This is a genomic window from Methylobacterium sp. ME121 (assembly GCF_000974725.1).
In the GTDB taxonomy this organism is placed as follows: Bacteria; Pseudomonadota; Alphaproteobacteria; order Rhizobiales; family Beijerinckiaceae; genus Methylobacterium; species Methylobacterium radiotolerans.
Genome location: NZ_BBUX01000096.1, coordinates 1 through 18,005 on the forward strand (window position 1 = coordinate 1; position 18,005 = coordinate 18,005).

17 protein-coding genes and 1 pseudogene are annotated in these 18,005 nt (G+C 72.2%); 11 read left to right on the forward strand and 7 right to left on the reverse strand.

Going from position 1 to position 18,005, the window contains the following annotated elements:
• The first annotated feature begins 219 nt into the window (after window positions 1-219).
• On the forward strand, window positions 220-1,356 hold the full coding sequence (locus tag ME121_RS30135; protein WP_012320699.1) for a branched-chain amino acid ABC transporter substrate-binding protein: 1,137 nt from the start codon (window positions 220-222) through the stop codon (window positions 1,354-1,356).
• A gap of 15 nt (window positions 1,357-1,371) precedes the next feature.
• On the opposite strand, the gene ME121_RS30140 is transcribed toward ME121_RS30135, so the two are convergent.
• Window positions 1,372-1,941 (reverse strand): tyrosine phosphatase family protein, encoded by a 570-nt coding sequence (locus ME121_RS30140; RefSeq protein ID WP_043074280.1) that lies wholly within the window; start codon window positions 1,939-1,941, stop codon window positions 1,372-1,374.
• A 147-nt stretch (window positions 1,942-2,088) separates the two neighbouring features.
• Here ME121_RS30140 and ME121_RS30145 point away from each other — a divergent pair, with 147 nt between their 5' ends.
• The 7 genes from ME121_RS30145 to ME121_RS30170 all read left to right on the forward strand — a co-directional run bounded on the left by ME121_RS30145 (window position 2,089) and on the right by ME121_RS30170 (window position 10,026).
• Entirely contained in the window at window positions 2,089-3,222 is a 1,134-nt protein-coding gene (locus tag ME121_RS30145; RefSeq protein ID WP_244413111.1) for a TRAP transporter substrate-binding protein, read from the forward strand.
• Window positions 3,223-3,356: 134 nt separating this feature from the next.
• Window positions 3,357-4,769 carry a phosphatase PAP2 family protein gene (locus ME121_RS30150; RefSeq protein WP_024829137.1) on the forward strand — a complete coding sequence of 471 codons (1,413 nt, stop codon included), beginning with the start codon at window positions 3,357-3,359 and terminating at the stop codon, window positions 4,767-4,769.
• 607 nt (window positions 4,770-5,376) lie between these two features.
• Window positions 5,377-6,765 (forward strand): deoxyribodipyrimidine photo-lyase, encoded by a 1,389-nt coding sequence (locus ME121_RS30155; protein ID WP_059410131.1) that lies wholly within the window; start codon window positions 5,377-5,379, stop codon window positions 6,763-6,765.
• 275 nt (window positions 6,766-7,040) lie between these two features.
• Window positions 7,041-7,346, forward strand: a complete 306-nt coding sequence (locus ME121_RS34490; protein WP_408902443.1) for a GCG_CRPN prefix-to-repeats domain-containing protein — start codon at window positions 7,041-7,043, stop codon at window positions 7,344-7,346.
• A 119-nt stretch (window positions 7,347-7,465) separates the two neighbouring features.
• On the forward strand, window positions 7,466-8,845 hold the full coding sequence (locus ME121_RS30160; RefSeq protein WP_012320693.1) for a chloride channel protein: 1,380 nt from the start codon (window positions 7,466-7,468) through the stop codon (window positions 8,843-8,845).
• A 136-nt stretch (window positions 8,846-8,981) separates the two neighbouring features.
• Window positions 8,982-9,161 carry a DUF1328 domain-containing protein gene (locus ME121_RS30165; RefSeq protein WP_010685332.1) on the forward strand — a complete coding sequence of 60 codons (180 nt, stop codon included), beginning with the start codon at window positions 8,982-8,984 and terminating at the stop codon, window positions 9,159-9,161.
• Window positions 9,162-9,171: 10 nt separating this feature from the next.
• Window positions 9,172-10,026 carry an SDR family oxidoreductase gene (locus ME121_RS30170; protein ID WP_059410132.1) on the forward strand — a complete coding sequence of 285 codons (855 nt, stop codon included), beginning with the start codon at window positions 9,172-9,174 and terminating at the stop codon, window positions 10,024-10,026.
• Between the two features lie 26 nt (window positions 10,027-10,052).
• Here ME121_RS30170 and ME121_RS30175 read toward each other — a convergent pair whose 3' ends face one another.
• Together ME121_RS30175 and ME121_RS30180 are read right to left on the reverse strand one after the other, a co-directional pair.
• Window positions 10,053-10,451 (reverse strand): nuclear transport factor 2 family protein, encoded by a 399-nt coding sequence (locus tag ME121_RS30175; RefSeq protein ID WP_059410133.1) that lies wholly within the window; start codon window positions 10,449-10,451, stop codon window positions 10,053-10,055.
• 33 nt (window positions 10,452-10,484) lie between these two features.
• Entirely contained in the window at window positions 10,485-11,219 is a 735-nt protein-coding gene (locus ME121_RS30180; protein ID WP_059410134.1) for an SDR family oxidoreductase, read from the reverse strand.
• A 107-nt stretch (window positions 11,220-11,326) separates the two neighbouring features.
• Between ME121_RS30180 and ME121_RS30185 the strand changes: the two genes are divergently transcribed.
• Window positions 11,327-12,286: a LysR family transcriptional regulator gene (locus ME121_RS30185; RefSeq protein ID WP_043074276.1), complete on the forward strand. Its 960-nt coding sequence runs from the start codon at window positions 11,327-11,329 to the stop codon at window positions 12,284-12,286.
• Window positions 12,287-12,320: 34 nt separating this feature from the next.
• On the opposite strand, the gene ME121_RS30190 is transcribed toward ME121_RS30185, so the two are convergent.
• Complete coding sequence (locus ME121_RS30190) at window positions 12,321-13,280, reverse strand: cation diffusion facilitator family transporter (RefSeq protein WP_012320688.1); 960 nt, start codon at window positions 13,278-13,280, stop codon at window positions 12,321-12,323.
• A 161-nt stretch (window positions 13,281-13,441) separates the two neighbouring features.
• Here ME121_RS30190 and ME121_RS30195 point away from each other — a divergent pair, with 161 nt between their 5' ends.
• A complete protein-coding gene (locus tag ME121_RS30195) occupies window positions 13,442-13,879 on the forward strand; it encodes an HIT family protein (protein ID WP_024829143.1) in 438 nt (145 codons plus the stop codon).
• Between the two features lie 16 nt (window positions 13,880-13,895).
• On the opposite strand, the gene ME121_RS30200 is transcribed toward ME121_RS30195, so the two are convergent.
• The 3 genes from ME121_RS30200 to ME121_RS30210 all read right to left on the reverse strand — a co-directional run bounded on the left by ME121_RS30200 (window position 13,896) and on the right by ME121_RS30210 (window position 17,130).
• Window positions 13,896-14,306: a PilZ domain-containing protein gene (locus ME121_RS30200; protein ID WP_012320686.1), complete on the reverse strand. Its 411-nt coding sequence runs from the start codon at window positions 14,304-14,306 to the stop codon at window positions 13,896-13,898.
• A 378-nt stretch (window positions 14,307-14,684) separates the two neighbouring features.
• A complete protein-coding gene (locus ME121_RS30205) occupies window positions 14,685-14,915 on the reverse strand; it encodes a hypothetical protein (RefSeq protein WP_012320685.1) in 231 nt (76 codons plus the stop codon).
• Window positions 14,916-15,030: 115 nt separating this feature from the next.
• A complete protein-coding gene (locus tag ME121_RS30210) occupies window positions 15,031-17,130 on the reverse strand; it encodes an NAD(+) synthase (protein WP_059410135.1) in 2,100 nt (699 codons plus the stop codon).
• A 342-nt stretch (window positions 17,131-17,472) separates the two neighbouring features.
• Between ME121_RS30210 and ME121_RS30215 the strand changes: the two are divergent.
• Window positions 17,473-18,005 (forward strand): annotated as a pseudogene (locus tag ME121_RS30215) (DNA translocase FtsK); the annotation flags it as partial.

Sequence of the window (18,005 nt, forward strand, 5' to 3'; positions counted from 1 at the left end):
ACGGCGTCACCGGACCGGTCGCCTCCGCGGCGACGGCCTACGCCTACGCCAAGTAGGCACCGGAATCAGGCACCGGGTCGCCCAGAGGACCGCCGCGGAAAAAAATCGCGTTTCGGCGCGTCCTCGCGTATGGGCACTGGGTGCGGGGCGGGATCGAGGCTACGGAGCCGCATCCGCCGTCGCGCCGACGTGTCGCGCAAGGATGCCCAGAAGAGCCCGATGAAGATCGGACGTTTCGTCCCCGCCCGCGGGCCGCTCCGGCCCGCGCTGATCGCCCTGAGCCTGTGTCTCGCGCTCCTGCCGGCCTCCCGCGCGGCGGCCGACGTGGTGATCGGCGTGGCGGTTCCGCGGTCTGGCCCCTACGTGGCGGTCGGCGAGCAGGTCCTGCGCGGCGTTGAGGCCGCGGCCCGGGACGCCAACGCCATGGGCGGCCTCGACGGCCAGCCCGTGACCCTGGACGTGCAGGACGATGCCTGCGACTCGAACACCGCGATGGCGGTGGCCAACCACTTCGTCCGGTCCAACGTCCGGCTCGTCGTCGGCCATGTCTGCTCGAACGCCTCCATCGCGGCCTCCGACATCTACGCGCAGAACGGGGTGGTGATGATCACCGCGGCCTCGGTGGCGGCGCGGCTCACCGACCGGGGATTGCCGAACATCTTCCGGGTCTGCGGCCGCGACGACGATCAGGCCCGCCTGTCCGCCGCCGTGCTGGCCGAGCGGTTCCGCGACCGGAAGATCGCGCTGATCCAGGACCAGACGCCGGCGGCCCGCAGCCTCGCCGCCGCCACCAAGGACAACCTCAACCGCATCGGCGTGAACGAGGCGCTGTTCCTGTCGTTCTCGCCGAGCGACGCCGACGACGCCGCCCTGGCCGACCGCCTCAAGAGCGCGGGGATCGAGGTCGTCTACTACGGCGGCGACGCCGCCGAGATGGGCCGCCTCGTGAAGATCGCGGCGGACCGGGGCTTCCGCCCCCAATGGTTCGGCACCTCGGCGATCGCCACGCCGGACTTCGCCAAGATCGCCGGGTCCGCGAGCAACGGCGTTCTGATGACCTTCTACCTCGACCCGAGCCGGCAGCCCGCCGCCGCGGCCGTCGTGAAGGCCTTCAAGGCCGAGGGCGTCGATCCCACCGGCTCCACGATCTACGGGTACGCGGCCATGCAGGCCCTGGTGGCGGCCGGCAACTTCGCCCACTCCACCGAGCCGAGGCCCATCGCGCAGGCGCTGCACACCGAGCGCTTCGATCTCGTGCTCGGCACCGTCGGCTTCGACGCCAAGGGCGACGTCACCGCGCAGGGCTACGTGCTCTACGTATGGAAGGACGGGAGCTTCACGCCGGCCGGCAAGTGAGGGGTGGGCTCCTCATCACAGGGCCTGCGCGGCGTCGACCTCCGCGCCGCGGCCGAGCCCGCGCAGCAGCTCGGCGAGATGCGGGCGGACCCGCAACTGCAGGGCGTGCAGCCGCCGCACCGCCGCGCTGAGTTCCCCGTCCCGGTCCAGCATCGCGTCGGCGAAGCCGATCATGCGCGCGTTCGGCCAGGCCGGCTCGCGCAGGGCGTGGAGGCGCTCCACCAGGGCGGCGGCGGGCGCGTCCGGCTCGGCCTGCGCGAACAGGGTCAGCAGCGCCGCGGTGGAGCGCGACAGGCCGTAATGGCAGTGGACCAGGAGATGGCCGGCGCCATCGAGGGACCGCCCGAAATCGAGGATCGCCGCGACGTGCTCCGGTTCCGGCGGGACGAGGCCCTCGCCCGGACCGAGGCAGTCGTGGAACCGGAGGGTCGTGCGGGCGTGGGCGCCGTAGGCGGTGAAGGCCGCGGGCTCCGACGTGCCGGGATCGAGCAGCGACAGGACGTGGCTCACGCCGCGCGCGCCGTGGCCGGCCAGCTCCTCCAGGCCGCAGACGGTGTGCAGGGTGACGGCGGGCTCGGTGCGCATCCCGGGCGCCTAGCACGGGCGCGGGCCGGTTTCGAGGCGCGACGGAACTGCCCCGGCCGCCCGCGGCTTTCGAGAACCGGCACGCACGTGCTACCTGCGACCCCCGATCCGGCCCGGCCGGGCCGGACCTGATCGGACGAGATGCCGTTGGACGAACCTCACCTCGCGCGATCCCCCGCGGCCGGGACGCGGCGCCGCAGCGTGCTGACCGCCGGCCTCGGCGCGGCCGCGGCGCTCACCGGTCCGCTCGCCGCGCCGGCCCGGGCCGAATCCGCCCCGGAGCTGCGCTGGCGGCTGTCCTCCGCCTACGCCAAGACCCTCGACATCCTGTACGGTGCGCCCGAGGCGCTCAGCCGGATCGTCGCGGAGGCCACCGACGGGCGCTTCCAGATCCAGGTTCAGGGGCCCGGCGAGCCGGTCCCGGCCGAGGGCCTGCTCGACGCCGTGGCCGCCGGCACCGTCGAGATGGGCCACGGGCCGGCGACCCTCGGCATGGCCAAGGATCCGACCTTCGCGCTGGCGACTGCGGTGCCCTTCGGCCTCAATGCCCGGGGCGCCGCCGCGTGGTGGCAGGCGGGCGGCGCCGCCGAACTGTTCGCCGAGGTCTTCGCCAAGGCCGGGCTGGTCTGCCTGCCGGGTGGCAACACCGGCGCCCAGATGGGCGGCTGGTTCCGCCGCGAGATCAAGAGCCTCTCCGACCTGCAGGGGCTGAAGTTCCGGATCGGCGGCATGGGCGGGCAAGTGCTCGCCAAGTTCGGCGTGCAGCCGCAGGCGGTCCCGGGTCCCGAGATCTACGCGGCCCTGGAGAGCAAGAAGCTCGACGCCGCCGAGTGGATCGGCCCCTACGACGACGAGCGGCTCGGCCTGCAGAAGGTCGCGCCGATCTACCACTATCCCGGCTTCTGGGAGGGTGGCGCCATGCTGCACTTCTGGTTCAACGCCGAGAAGTGGAAGGCGCTGCCGAAATCCTACCAGGGGATCCTCCGGGCCGCGGCCGCCGAGGTCGGCGCCGACGTCCAGGCGAAGTACGACGCCCGCAACCCGCAGGCCCTGCGCCGGCTGGTGGCCGGCGGCGCGCAGCTGCGGCCGTTCCCCCAGGACGTCATGGAGGCCGCCCTCAAGAACGCCAACGACGTCTACGCCGAGATGGCCGCCAAGAACGCCGATTTCCGCCGCGTCTACGAGGCGATGCGGACCTTCCGCAACGAGGAGTACCTCTGGTTCCAGGTGGCGGAGTACACCTACGACAACTTCATGATCCGCGCCCGGGCGCGGGGCTGAGGCGCGCGCCGCCGCGGGAGGCCGGCGCGGCGCCGCGGGTCCGTCAAAGATGGGGACGTCGGGGGCGCGCCCGATTGCAACGCGATCGGGAACGGCCTTAGCGTCCGGCACGGCATCCGCGAGGGGAGGGCTGCATGTTCGGGACGCTGCGGGTCGGATTGGCGCTGCTCGGGGCGGCCCTGCCGCTCCAGGCCTTCGCACAGTCGGCCGCCAACCTGTCGGCCCTGCGCGGGCTGGTCCCGGTGGCCCGGCTGCAGGCCACGCCCGACGGCAAGGCGGCGCTGGACGCGAACCTGCGGGTCACCGGCGACATCCAGACCGGCGAGCTCAAGCAGCCGACGCTCCTGCCGTTCCCCGAGCAGCAGCAGCTCGCCCTGCGGGACTGCTTCATCACCGACGGCAACGCCGCTAACCTCGCCGACGGCCTCGGCACCACGCTCGCCCAGGCCTACCACGCCAAGGCGACCTACAGCGACTACAAGACCTTCACGAGCATCGCGCCGGCGGTCGCCAACCTGATCGGCTACACCAACAACGTGACCAAGTCGGATTCGAATTCCGGCAAGTACTTCTTCGCCAACGCCACCACGAACGGCAAGCATCCGGTCTCCGAGGAGGCCGCCGCGATCCTGTCGAACGGCGCGGTCACCGACGTGTTCGGCAAGGCCTATGACCGGCCGGCCGGGAGCCCCGGCGCCGACCGCTACGGCAATTCGCGGCCGTTCCAGACCCTGCCGCGCCTCCTCACTTATCGTGGCAAGGACTATTTCGGCGATGCGTCCGACAGCCTCGACTGGCTGCGCGGCCCCTCGCAGGACCTCGTGAACAGCCCGTCCTACCCGAGCGGTCACACCACCTACGGCTACACCGAGTCCATGGTGCTCGCGCTCCTCGTGCCCGAGCGCTACCAGCAGATGGTCGCCCGCGCCGCCGAGTACGGCAACGACCGGATCATCGTCGGCGCCCACTACGCCATGGACGTGCTGGGCGGCCGGGCGACCTCGCTGCACGCCCTCGCGCACCTGCTCGCCAACGATCCGGCCTATGTCGGCCAGATCCGGAAGAATCCGGCCGTCCTCGACAAGGCGTCCGCCGAGGCCGACAAGACGGTCGGCGTGACGGATTACCGGGCGCTCCTGACGGAGGCGCGCGCGGCGATGACGGAGGCGCTGAAGGCCGGCTGCGGCGACACGGTGGCGGCCTGCGCGGCGAAGGATACGGGCCGGTTCAAGGACGCGGCCGCCAACGCGGCCTTCTACGCGGCGACCCAGACCTACGGCCTGCCGGTGGTCCATCCGGACACCGCCGGCCGGCGGGAGGATGTGGGCAAGGTCGCGCCGGAGGCCGGCCACCTGCTGACCGCGGCGTTCCCGGCGCTGACGCTGGACGAGGCCAACGCGATCCTCACCGAGACGCAGGGCCCGGGCGGCGGCTTCCTCGACGACGGCTCGGAATTCGGCGTCTACGCGCGCCTCGACCTCTACACGGCGGCCGGCAAGGCCGCCGCGCTGGCGGCCAGCCGGGCGGGGGCCGGCGCGACGCGCTGACGCGCCCCCACGCGGCGACCGACGGCCCCCGCGCGGCGGCTCGCAGGCGGGAAGGATTGCCCGCCGAGGCGGCCGGACGGGGCGGCGTCGCCCGATCCCGCGCGGGCCGAGGCGCCCAACGTGCGGATCGGCGCGCGCCCTCGCGCCGTCTGAGAGGGGGGCGGGCCTCCGCATCCTCCGGACAGAAAAAAGGCCACTCCCGAAGGAGCGGCCCGAAGTCTAGGGAGGAAACGCCCAAGAAGGGCTGCGAGAGGGCGACGCCATCGCCTTCCCGCGCTGCACAATCTGCGCTCCCGGATGGAAAATTCAAGAGCATCAGGACAGCAGGGCTGTCCTTTCGTGCGTCCGCGCACGCATCCTCGCCGGCCTGTGTTGAAAATGTCGCAGACTGTCGCGCGCGAGCGAAACCTGCATTGCCCCGGCAGGGCGCGATCGATCCTCCCGCAAGTCCCTGATGAGACGGTGTTCTGGCGGATCGAGCCGGAGTTCGGCCCGCATTCTCGACTGCGGCTTTTCATCCGCCCCGTCCGGACGGACGAAATTCCCGCCCGCTCTACCTTCTCCAGCCAAGGTTCGGCGCGACGCGCCAAGCAAGGGGCAGGTGAGTATGGCGATCCAGGGTGAGCGGGTCCGGATCCTCAACGATGTCGAGCCGGGCGGAGACGGCGCCTACGTCCTGTATCTCCTGCAGCAGGCCAATCGGGCGACGTTCAATCCGGCCCTTGAACTCGCCATCGAGGAGGCGAACCGCCTCGACCTGCCGGTCGTCGCCTGCTTCGGCCTGCTCGACGGCGCCAGCGGCTTTCCCGAAGCCAATGCCCGCCACTACGCCTTCCTGCTCCAGGGTCTCGCGGATACGAAGGCGGGCCTGGAGAAGCGCGGGGTCGGCTTCGTCATGCGCAAGTGCTCGCCCGCCGAGATCGCCATCGCCCTCGCCGAGGACGCCGCGCTCCTCGTGCTCGACCGCGGCTACCTCGCGATCCAGAAGGGCTGGTACCGGGAGATCGCCGCGGCGGTGAAGACGCGGATCGTCCAGGTCGAGGGCGACGTCGTCGTGCCGGTCGAGACGGCCTCGCCGAAGCACGAGTACGCCGCCCGGACGCTGCGGCCGAAGCTGAACCGGCTGTGGGACCCGTTCCTCGCGCCGCTGAAGCCCCGCAGGGTGAAGCACTCCGCCGATCGGCTGACGCTGAAGAGCGCGATCGACGTCTCCGATCCGGAGGCGGTACTCGCCGGGATGACCCTCGACCGGGAGGTCGGCCCGGTGAGGCGCTTCACCGGCGGCGAGACGCAGGCCCGCAAGCGCCTGAAGGCGTTCCTGAAAGACGGGTTCTCGGGCTACGGCGCGGGGCGCAACATGCCAGAGGCGGCCGCCGCCTCGCACATGAGCCCGTACCTGCATTTCGGGCAGATCTCGCCGGTGGAGATCGCCCTGGCGGTGCGGGAAGCCAAGGTCGGCGATTCCGACGACCGCGGCGCCTACCTGGAGGAGCTGATCGTCCGGCGCGAGCTCGCCATGAACCACGTCTACTACACGGAGGGCTACGACGATTACGACAGGGCGGTGCCGGACTGGGCGCGCAAGACCCTGGCGGAGCACGCGAGGGACGAGCGCCCCCACGCCTACTCGGAAGCGCAGCTCGCCGCCGGCGAGACCCACGACCGCTACTGGAACGCCGCGATGCGCGAGATGCGCGAGACCGGCTACATGCACAACCAGCTGCGGATGTACTGGGGCAAGAAGATCCTCGAATGGTCCCCGTCCCCCCGGGAGGGCTTCGCCCGGACGCTCCGGCTGAACAACCGCTACTTCCTCGACGGGCGCGATCCGAATTCCTTCACCAACGTCGCCTGGGTGTACGGTCTGCACGACCGGCCCTGGCAGAAGCGCAAGATCTTCGGCACGGTCCGCTATCAGAGCGAGAACTCGCTCAAGAAGTTCGACGCCAAGGCGTACGTGCGGGCGGTTGAGAGGCTCTGCGCCGCGGAGGTCTGAGGCGGGACCGACGCGTCCGTGCGCTGCCGCACGGGCGCCGCGACGCGCGCGAAATCGTTACGGGATGACCGAAGCCGTCGGCAAGGTATCGCGACGCTCGCGGGTGCGGAGGCGAAGTCGTTCGCGCGCACAGGTTTGTGAAGAAACGCTTTCCGGGCTTCGGATGTTTCGAGCGCACTTCCGGCTCATCGCAAACAGCCGGATCGCATCCGGTGAGAACTCGGTCGGACCGGGGCCGGATCATCGCTCTGCTCGCGACTGAAAGGAGGACGACGATGCGGATGAAGCTGGCAGGCGCAGCACTCCTCGCACTCGGAACCTTGACCGCCACGGCCGGGACGGCGGAAGCCGCCCAGGGCTGCGGCCCGGGCTTCCACCGGGGCTGGTATGGCTGGTGCAAGCCGAACTGGCGCCCCTACGCGTACCGCCCGATCTACTACGCCCGGCCGGTGGTCTACGGCTGGCACCGGCCCTGGGGTTGGCACCACCGGTGGGGCTGGCGCCACGCGGGCTGGCACCGCCCCTGGGGCTGGCACCACCACGGCGGCTGGCATCGGGCCGCTTGGCACCACAGGTGGTGATCGGGTGAGCGGCGGGGCCGGCACGCGGGTGCCGGCCTCCGGCCGTCCCGCGAAGGGGGTCTTTCCTTGACCGTTGCGCTATAGCGTCCGCTCCGACTGCGCGGACGAGGTGCTCTTTCATGGTCGAGAAGCGGGACGAGGTGCGGGAAACGACGGATGCCCCGCCCCCGCAACGGTCGCGCTACCGACGCTCGATCATGCGCCTGCGGTCGGCCTCGATGGAGGCTTACCCGCTCTGGCGCGGGCGGCTGCTCTTCCTCGTGGGCGGGATCGGCGTCGGCCTCGCCGCCGTGCTGATGGCCAAGGGTGCCGACCTCGCGCAGGACGGGTTCCGGCGGCTCACGGCGCCGTCGCCGCTGATCGCCCTGGTGCTGACGCCCGCGGGCTTCGCCCTCGCGGCGCTCCTCGCCCTCACGGTCTTCCCGAACTCGCAGGGCTCGGGCATCCCGCAGGTGATCGCCGCCCGCCACGCCCGGGATGCCGGCTTCCGCTACTCGCTGATCTCGCCGCGCGTGGCCTTCGGCAAGGTGCTGGTCCTGTTCCTGGGCCTGTTCTGCGGTGCCTCGGCGGGCCGCGAGGGGCCGACCGTGCAGGTCGGCGCCGCGATCATGGCCGCCTTCGGCCGCCTGACCCCCGAGCGCCTGCCCGGGCTCCTCCTCGCGGGCGGCGCCGCCGGCGTCGCGGCGGCCTTCAACACGCCGCTCGCCGGCATCGTGTTCGGCATCGAGGAACTGGGACGCGCCTACGAGGCGCGCTCCTCCGGCCTGATCGTGGCCGGGATCGTGGCCGCGGGCCTGACCTCGCTCGGGCTCCTCGGCAACTATACCTATTTCGGGACGACCGACGCCGCCCTGCCGCTGGCGGCCGGCTGGATCGTCCCGCTCGTCGCCGTCGTCGGCGGCCTCGCGGGCGGCCTGTTCAGCCGCTTGGTGATCCTGTTCGCCCGCGGCCTGCCCGGCGCGGCCGGACGGGCGATCCGGAAGCGGCCCGTGATCTTCGCGGCGGCCTGCGGGCTGTGCGTCGCCCTGTGCGGCCTCGCCTCCGGGGGCGCGGCCTACGGGACCGGCTACGAGGAGGCCAAGGCCATCCTCCACGGCGACGCGGCGGCCGGCTGGACCTACGCGCCCCTGAAATTCGCCGCCACCGTGCTGAGCTCGATCAGCGGCATCCCGGGCGGCCTGTTCGCGCCGTCCCTGGCGGTCGGGGCCGGCCTCGGCGGCACGGTCCACGGCCTCCTGCCGGGCATGCCCGTGGGCGCCGTCGTGCTGATCGGGATGGTGGCCTACCTGACCGGCGTGCTGCAGGCGCCGATCACCAGCTTCGTCATCGTCACCGAGATGACCCAGAACCACGCGATGGTAATCCCCCTGATGGTCGCGGCCCTGCTGGCCGACGCGGCCTCGAAGGCGATCTGCCGGGGCGGCCTCTACCACACCCTGGCGGAGATCATGCTCGAGCGCGCCGACGTGCCGGCGCAGCCCGTGGCGAAGACCGGCTGACCGCGCCGCGACCCGCGCGACCGAGCGCGGGTAAGAATAAAAGCGGACCGGGCCGGAATCCGCGGAACGGTCTCGCTTGGCGCCGGTTGAGGCAGCAGCATCAGGCCCCGCGCCGGGGCGCAGCCGGAGTGACGCCATGACCCTTCTGAAATGGGCCCTCATCTGCTTCGTGATCTCGCTGATCGCCGGCGGTCTCGGCTTCACCGGCATCGCCTCCGGCGCCGGCTCGCTGGCCCGCATCCTGTTCGGCCTGTTCCTGCTCATCGCCATCGTGATCGTGGTCATCGCTTTCGCGGTCGGCCAGGCGGTGTTCTGAGGCCGGCGCGGTGCGCGGCACGGTCTGCCTCGTCACCGGGGCGACCGGCGGCATCGGCTACGAGACGGCCCTCGGCCTCGCGCGCCTCGGCGCGCGGGTCGCCATCGTCGGGCGGGACCCCGGGAAGCTGCAGGCCTGCGCCGACCGAATCCGCGCCGCGGTGCCCGGCGCCGCCGTGGAGCCGCACCGCGCGGATCTGTCCGCGCAGGCCGAGATCCGCCGGCTCGCCGGGACCCTGCGGTCGGCCTATCCGCGCCTCGACGTGCTGGTGAACAATGCCGGCGCGATCTTCGACCGGCGCACCCTGACCGTCGACGGGATCGAGCGCACCTGGGCGCTCGACCATCTCGGCTACGTGCTCCTGACCCTCGAACTGCTCGACACGCTGAAGGAGTCGGCGGCGACGGGCGGGAAGCCGCGGATCGTCAACGTCGCCTCCGCGGCCCACTACCGGGGGCACATCGACTTCGACGACGTCGAGGGCGCCCGGCGGTACCGGGCGATGGGCGCGTATGCCCAGGCCAAGCTCGGGAACGTGCTGTTCACCTACGCGCTGGCCCGACGGCTGCGGGGCAGCGGCATCACGGTGAACGCCGTCCATCCGGGGGTGGTCAATACCGGCTTCGCCAAGAACACCAGCGGGCTGCTCGGCGCGGCCTGGGCGCTGATGCGGCCGTTCCTGATCACGCCCGAGAAGGGCGCGCGGACCTCCCTCCGCGCGGCCAGCGATCCGGGCCTGGACGGGGTCACCGGCCGATACTTCTCCCACGGGCGACCGAAGGTCTCCTCGGCCGAGAGCCGCGACGAGGCCGTCCAGGAGCGGCTCTGGGCGCTGAGCCTCCGGCAGGTGGGCCGGAGCGACTGACGCCCGACCGTTTCGCGGCGCCGGTCTCAGGCGACCGGCGGGTCGAGCAGCACCCAGAGCCGTCCGATCCTGCCGTCCACGATCTCGGCGACGTCCATCCCGGTGACCGCGATCGGCCCGCCCTCCGGGCCGGCTTCCCAGCGCAGCGATCCCATTCCGTGGTGCCCGACAGCCCTGCCGACGGGCCTGAAGCGGAAGGCTGGCCCGAACCGGTCCAGGAGCGCCCCGGCGACCGCGCCGATGGCCGCCCGCCCGCGCACGACATTGTCCGGCTCGAACAGGATCGGCTCGGCCACGTAGAGCAGGTCCAGGGCGGCCGCCCGCTCGACGGCGTCCCGCTCGTTGAAGACCCGTTCCAGGTTGGCACGCAGCAGCCGGTCGTGGTCGGGCTCCGCCGCCGGTACGGCCGCCGTGATGTCGGACATCGCGCTTCTCCTTCGACGTGGGCGATCGGCCGCTCAGATCAGGCGGCCGCCGCCGTCGATGTGGAGGGTCTCGCCGTTCATGAAGCCGTTGCCCATCAGGAAGACGACGGCTGCGCCGGCCTCCTCGGCGGTGCCGAGGCGTCGCTGCGGCAGCCTCTCGGTGAGCCCGGCCACGTAGGCGTCGCGGTGGGCGCCGAGCGTGCGGGCCAGGAGCGGGGTGTCGGTGGTGCCCGGCGAGAGCGCGTTCACCCGCACCGGTGCGAGTTCGAGGGCAAGGCCGCGGGCGAAGGCCTCCATCGCGGCCGACGCCGCCGCCAGCACGGCGGTCCCCTGGGCGCTCGGGCGGTCCGCCAGGGCGCCGGAGATGAGCGTGACCGATCCGTCGCCGGCCAGCCGGTCGCCGAGGGCGCGCAGGGCGTGAACCGCGGCCCAGATCCGCTCGTCGAAGGCCCGCTTCAAGTGGTCGACCTCGGCCTCGCGGATCTTGCCGGCCACGAAGGTGCCGGCCAGGAGCGCGAGGTGATCGACGCGGGGAATATCGGCCAGGGCGGCCGCGACTGCGTCGGGCCGCGTCACGTCCGCGGCGCGCCAGCCGGCGAAGCCGTTCCCCGCCGCGACGCGCTCGGCGCCCGCCGCGTCGCGGCCGACCACGATGACCGCCGCACCCGCGGCCTTGGCCTGGCGGGCGGCCGCCAGGCCGATGCCCGATGTGCCGCCGAAGACCACGACGCTGCGGTCCTGGAGGGTGCTGCTCAGGGCGGGAAACATGGCGGGAAACCTTGCCGCTCGGCGCCAGGGTGGCGGCGAGGGACACAAGATTGGAGCGGCGCCTTCGCCTTGATAATCGGGCCGCAATTCGCTTCAGTCATGCCGTCATGGAACAGATCGGCCTCGACCGGCTGACGGGCATCGTCGCTTTCGCCCGCTCCGCCTCCCTCGGCAGCTACTCGGCGGCCGCCCGGTCCCTCGGCATCTCGCCCTCGGCGGTGAGCAAGAGCGTGCAGCGGCTGGAGGCGCGGCTCGGCGTGAGCCTCTTCACCCGCACGACGCGCTCGCTGACACTGACGCCCGAGGGACGCGACCTGCAGGAGCGGGCGCTGCGACTCCTGCGCGAGGCCGAGGCGATCGAGCAGGCCGCGGTCGCGGCGCGCTCCGAGCCTGCCGGCACCCTGAAGGTGGCGGCATCGATCCCGGTCGGTGTGCACCTGCTCGGGCCGGCCCTGCCGCGGTTCCGCGCCCGCCATCCGAAGCTGTCGGTCGACCTGCGCCTGAGCGACCGGTTCGTGGACCTGATCGAGGAGGGCATCGACGTCGCGATCCGAGTCGGCGAACTCGCGGATTCCCGGCTGGTCTCGCGGCGCCTCGCCCCGCACCGGCTCGGCGCCTTCGCCGCGCCCGTCTACCTGGCGCGGCGCGGCACGCCGCGGCACCCGGACGACCTCGTCCACCACGACTGCGTGAACTTCCGCTTCCAGAGCACGGGCCAGGCGCTGCGCTGGCCGTTCCAGGTCGGCGGCCGCCGGGTCGAGTTCACGCCGCATGCCGGCATCGTCGCGGATTTCAGCGACGCCGTCGCGGCGGTGCTGGTGGCCGGCGGCGGCATCGGCATCTCGCCGACCTACATCGCCGCGCCGCACGTCGCCCGGGGGGCGCTCGTGCCGGTCCTGCAGGATTTCGCGGTCGACCGCTCGGTCTTCACGGCGCTGTGGCCGGAGAGCCGGCGCGGCAGTCCGAACGTGAAGGCGTTCCTCGCATTCCTCGACGAGGTGTTCCCGTCGCCGGCCCCCTGGGACGGCGTGCGCCCGCCGCCGCCGATGCGCGGGGAGGATGCCTGACAGAGATCCGCACTCGCCGGCGAGGCGGGCGTGCTCAGGCCGCCGCCCGCACCGTGTGATCGCCCTGCTGCTGGATCTCGATGAACACTCGGGTCACGTCGGGGCTGCGCGCCTTCAGCGCCCGGTCGAGGCGCGTGACGAGGCTCTCGACCTCGCCGGCGCTGAGATCGTCGGTCATGTCGATGCTGAGATTGACCAGGATGTCGGAGGGGCCGAGGTGCTGGGTCAGCACCTCGTTGACGTGGAGAACGCCCGGCTCGGCGCGGACCAGCTCCGAGATGGCCGCGACGACCTCGGGATCGGCCGCCTCGCCGATCAGCAACCCGTGGGTCTCGACCATCAGGAACGCCGCCATGCCGATGAGCACGAGGCCGATGCCGACCGACGCCCAGCCGTCGAGGCTCGGCATCTCCAGAAGGTGGGACAGGGCCACACCGGCGAGCGCGATCAGCAGGCCGATCAGGGCGGCGGTGTCCTCCGCGAGCACCGTGAACAGGGTCGGATCCTTGCTGCGCCGGATCGCCCGCACGGCCGAGTGCTTGCCCTTCTCGGCCCAGAACTGGCGCATCGCCACGAAGAAGGACGTGCCTTCCGCCGCGATGGCGAAGCCCAGGATCGCGACGTTCACCCAGAGGCCGGGCAGCCGGTAGCCGAACAGCTCGGCATCCACGTCCGGCTCGGGATGGCGGACCCGCTCGATTCCCTCGTAGACGGCGAACAGGCCGCCGCCGAGGAAGATCATCAGCGCCACCACGAAAGCGTAGAAGTAGATCTCGCGTCCGTAGCCGAACGGGTGGCGGGCATCGGCCGGGCGCTTGGCCCGCTTCATGCCGACGAGGAGCAGCACCTGGTTCGCCGTGTCGACCACCGAGTGCACGCCCTCGGCGAGCATGGCGGTCGAGCCTGTCAGCGCCCCGCCCACGAACTTCGCCGCCGCGATGGCGAGGTTGGCGCCCGCCGCCGCGTAGATCGCTCCCGTGCTCTCGTGCGCCATCCGGAACTCCCTGCGCGGTCTGTGGGACGCCGGGCCATCGGACCCCGGCACGGCGCCGCCGCCGCGGCGATGCAAGCGTCGCGGCGGGTCGGTTGTTCCCGTGTGGACGCGGGCGGGTACCCCGTGCAACCTGCGGCCGCTCAAGGAGTCCCGGAGGCAGAATGGCCGACGCCCGCTACGATCCCGACAACATCTTCGCCAAGATCCTGCGCGGCGAGATCCCCTGCCACCGCGTCTACGAGGACGCCCACACCCTGGCCTTCATGGACGTGATGCCCCAGGGCGAGGGCCACACGCTGGTGATCCCGAAGGCGCCGGCCCGCGGCCTGCTCGACGCCGACCCGGACTCGCTCGCCGCGCTGATGGCGAGCGTCCAGAAGGTCGCCCGCGCCGTGAAGGCCGCCTTCCGGGCCGAGGGTCTGACCCTGTTCCAGTTCAACGAGCCGGCCGGCGGCCAGACCGTGTTCCACCTGCACGTCCACGTCATCCCGCGGCGCGAGGGCGTGCCGCTGAAGCGCCACGAGGGCGGGATGGCCGACAACGCGGTCCTCGCCGAGCACGCCGCGCGCATCCGCGCGGCGCTCGAGTCTCAGGCCTGACGCTCAGGCCCGGGACTCAGGCCGCGCTCGCCGAATCGCCCGACTGGGCCATGCTGGCGAGCAGCCGGCGCAGGGCGGCGTTCTCGGTCTCGAGCTCGCTGATGCGCTTCAGCAACAGGGTCACGGAGGCGTCCGTCGCAGCCGGATCGGGCGAGGCCGGCGCGGTGCCGGCCCGGGCCGGCACCTCGAAGGTCACGCCGATGCCGTCCTCACGGCGCCAGCGCAGGGTGGCCCGGTAGGTCCGGTCCTTCTGGGGGATGTAGAGATCGAACGCGTCCGGGAGCGTGGTGGCCTCGCTCATCACGAGGCGCGCGCCGGTGGGGGACATGTCGCGCACCAGGCAGTCGAGGCTCGACGACCCGTTGTTGAAGACGACGCGCCCCTTGAGGAAGACCCTCTGGCGCGTCTCTCGGCGGTGCTCCGACATGCGGGCGGCTCCGGACAGCTGACGGTTCCGCGAAACCTGCACGCCAGCCCTTAAGGAATCTTGGTCGCGATCGCCGAGTCGAGGCCCGCTACAGGGCTCGAGACCGATGACGGGCCGCCGCCACGATTCCGGGAAAGGGAGTCCGCGTCCCGGGCCGGTCCGACTTACGCCCGATGACTTCAGTAATGTCGTCTCCGCGCCGATCATCCCGCCGGCGTCCCGCGCGCCGTGACGGGCGGGGTGGGGGCCTGTCGGGGCTCCCGGGAGCGGAGGCCGTCGGATCGCGCGTGATCGGTCCGGACGCGCGGCTCCGCCCGCGCGCCAGGGTTGAGCCCCGGGGCGTCCCGCCGGAGACGACGCGCGACGGCCGCATCCTGCTCAGGCGATGAAGCGCCGGTCCACGGTCTGGAACAGGTAGAAGCCGTTGAAGCGCACTGCGGTGTCGGCGGCCCGCCCGTCGAAGTCGAGGGGCTGCCGGCTGCCGTCGCAGAGCTTGCCGCCGAAGGTCCAGCGACCCGCGCCGATGAAGGGCGGGACCGTGCTGGCTTCCGGCACCGCGCAGCAGAGGCCCTCCTCGCCCTTGAGCTGGAACAGGTTGTAGCTTCGCATCCGAAGTCCTCCGCCTGGCCGCCCTCGAAGCCAATTTTCCCAATACAAGATCTTGCATTGCGAAGAATCGGCTTGACCGTGCTCATAATGGCACAATCGGTCGAGTTTGTGACGGTCAAGTTTCAGGGACGTTTCGGTTCAACTCGTCGATCCAGATCCGCGCCGACCCGTCGGAGGGCGCGCGCCAGTCGCCCCGGGGCGACAGGGAGCCGCCGGCCGAGACCTTCGGCCCGTTCGGGAGCGCCGAGCGCTTGAACTGGCTGAAGCCGAAGTAGCGGGTCAGGAACACCCCGAGCCAGCGGCGGATCTCCGGGAGTTCGTAGGCGACCCGCTTGGTCTCCGGGAAGTCCGGCGCCCAGGTGCCGCGCTCCCGGTCGCCCCAGGCGTGGAGCGCCAGGAAGGCGATCTTCGAGGGCCGGAACCCGTAGCGCAGCGTGTAGAACAGGTTGAAATCCTGCAGCGCGTAGGGGCCGATCGTGCCCTCCGTGCTCTGCGGGCTGTCGTCCTGGTCCACCGGCACGAGCTCGGGGGAGATCTCGGTGTCGAGGACGGCCTGGAGGGTGCGGGCCTCGTCCGCGCCGACCTCGCCGTTGCCGATCACCCAGCGGATCAGGTGCTGGATCAGCGTCTTGGGCACGCCGGCATTGACCGCGTAGTGGCTCATCTGGTCGCCGACGCCGTAGGTGCACCAGCCGAGTGCCAGCTCCGACAGGTCGCCGGTGCCGACCACGATGCCGCCTGCGTGGTTGGCGAGCCGGAACAGGTAGTCGGTGCGCAGGCCCGCCTGCACGTTCTCGAAGGTGACGTCGTAGACCGCCTCGCCCTTGGCGAAGGGGTGGTTCATGTCGGCGAGCATCTGCTTGGCGGCCGGGCGGATGTCGATCTCGGCCGCCGTGCAGCCCAGCGCCTTCATGAGCGCGTGGGCGTTGGTCTTGGTCGCGTTCGAGGTGGCGAAGCCCGGCAGCGTGTAGGCCAGGATGTCCGAGCGCGGGTAGCCGAGGCGGTCGAACGCCTTGGCGATCACGATCAGCGCGTGGGTTGAATCGAGGCCGCCCGAGACGCCGATGATGGCCTTGCGGGTGCCGGTGGCCTCCAGGCGCTTGGCGAGGCCGGCGACCTGGATGTTGTAGGCCTCGTAGCAATCCTGCGCGAGGCGCGACGGGTCGGCCGGCACGAACGGAAAGCGCTCGATCCGCCGGATCAGGCCGAGATCGGCCTCCGGCGGGCTGAGCCGGAACGGCACCCGGCGATAGGGCAGGGTGTGGCCGCGCGCGTCGTCGTCGAAGCTGCCCGCCTGCAGGCGCTCCTGGGCGATCAGGTCGAGGTCGATGTCGACCAGCGTCGTCACCGGCTTCTCGGGGAAGCGCTCGCCCTCCGCGAGGCGCACGCCCAGCTCGTCGATGCTGGTCTGGCCGTCCCAGGACAGGTCGGTGGTCGATTCGCCCTGGCCGGCCGCCGCGTAGACGTACGCGCAGGCGCCCCGCATCGAGGCCGCCCGGGAGAGGAGCGCCCGCGACTCGGCCCGGCCGACGGTGATCGGGCTGCCCGAGAGATTCGCCAGCACGGTGGCGCCGGCGAGCGCCGCGCGCATGCCGGGGGGCTCCGGCACCCACAGATCCTCGCAGATCTCCACCCCGACCACGAGGCCCGGCAGGTCCTCGGCGGGGAACAGCAGGTCGGTGCCGAACGGCGCGTCCCGACCGGCGACCCGGACGGTCTCGCCGGCGATCCCGGCGCCCGAGGCGAAGTGGCGCTTCTCGTAGAATTCCCGGTAGTTCGGCAGGAATGTCTTCGGGACGACGCCGAGCAGGCCGCCGCCCTGGATGGCGAGCGCGCAGTTGTAGACGCGGTGTCGCCAGCGCAGGGGCGCGCCGACGAGCAGCAGCGGCCGGAGATTGGCCGATTCGGCGATCACCCGGGCTGCGGCGGCCTCGACCGCGTCGAGCAGCGTCTGCTGCAAGAGCAGGTCCTCGATCGCGTAGGCCGAGAGGCCGAGCTCGGTGAAGACCGCCAGCGCCGCCCCCGAATCGTGGCAGGTCCGGGCGAGGTCGAGGATGACGTCGGCGTTGCGCTCGGGCTCGGCCGGATGGCTGCGGCCGGTGCAGGCCGCGACCCGGGCGAAACCGTGGCGATAGAGGGAGCGGAAGCGCGCCGGCGATTCGGAGGTGGCTGGAGACACGGGCACCTGTCCGGATGAGGGGTGGCTGCGGGTCATATAGGGGATGCGGACTGTCGGGGGCGCGGAGCCTGCCCGCACTCTAGCCCGTTCTCGACGTCATCCCGAGAGACCGCGCCGCGGCGCCTCGGGACGGGGACCAGATCTCGATTTCCGGTACATCGCGCGACGTTCCCTCGTGATTCCGCGGCCAAACCGGCCCCGGAGGCGGTGACGGCGCGGTCGCGGCGACGCGGGGTCCGGCCGGATGGCCGGGCCGATCGCCCCGCATGGTTTCCGCGCCGCGGCCGGTCGCAAGCCTCCATTAACGACGAATGGCCTAACTCAGGAACAGCCGCCGCGCGTCGGCGGATCCCTGTTTCGAGTATCGTCTGAGAACCCATGCGCGCATCGGGACGGCCTCCGTACTCCCACCGTGACCCCGCCCGCCCTGTCCGCGGCGGCGACCGCTCGGGCCTCTCCCTGGGAGCCCTGGCGCACCGGCTGATGGCGCTCCGCGCGAGCCTCACCCGCCGCCTCTCCGGCTCTCCCGCCGGCCTGCCCGCCCGCCCGTCCTACGGCGCGCCCGGGCGCCGGGCGGAGCCGAGCTGGCTCACCCCGCCGGGCGCGATGGTCGGCCGCGAGGGCTCCGAGCGCGCCGCGCGCGCCGCGGCGCCCGAGCCGCACTGGCCGGCCCAGGTCTTCGACGACCGGGCGAGCCTCGACGTCCTGGACGGTCCGGCCCTCGAGAGCCGGATCGACCGCAGCGCCTCCTCGCCGGGCGTGCTGGTGCGCCAGCCGCGCCGTCCCGCCGCCATCGCCCCCGACTACGCGCCGGCCGCAGCTCCAGCCGCTGGACATGTCGCCGGTCACGTCGCGGCCCCGGTCCACGCGTCGGCTCCGGCCGCCGCCCCCTCGGCCGTGCGCTACACCCG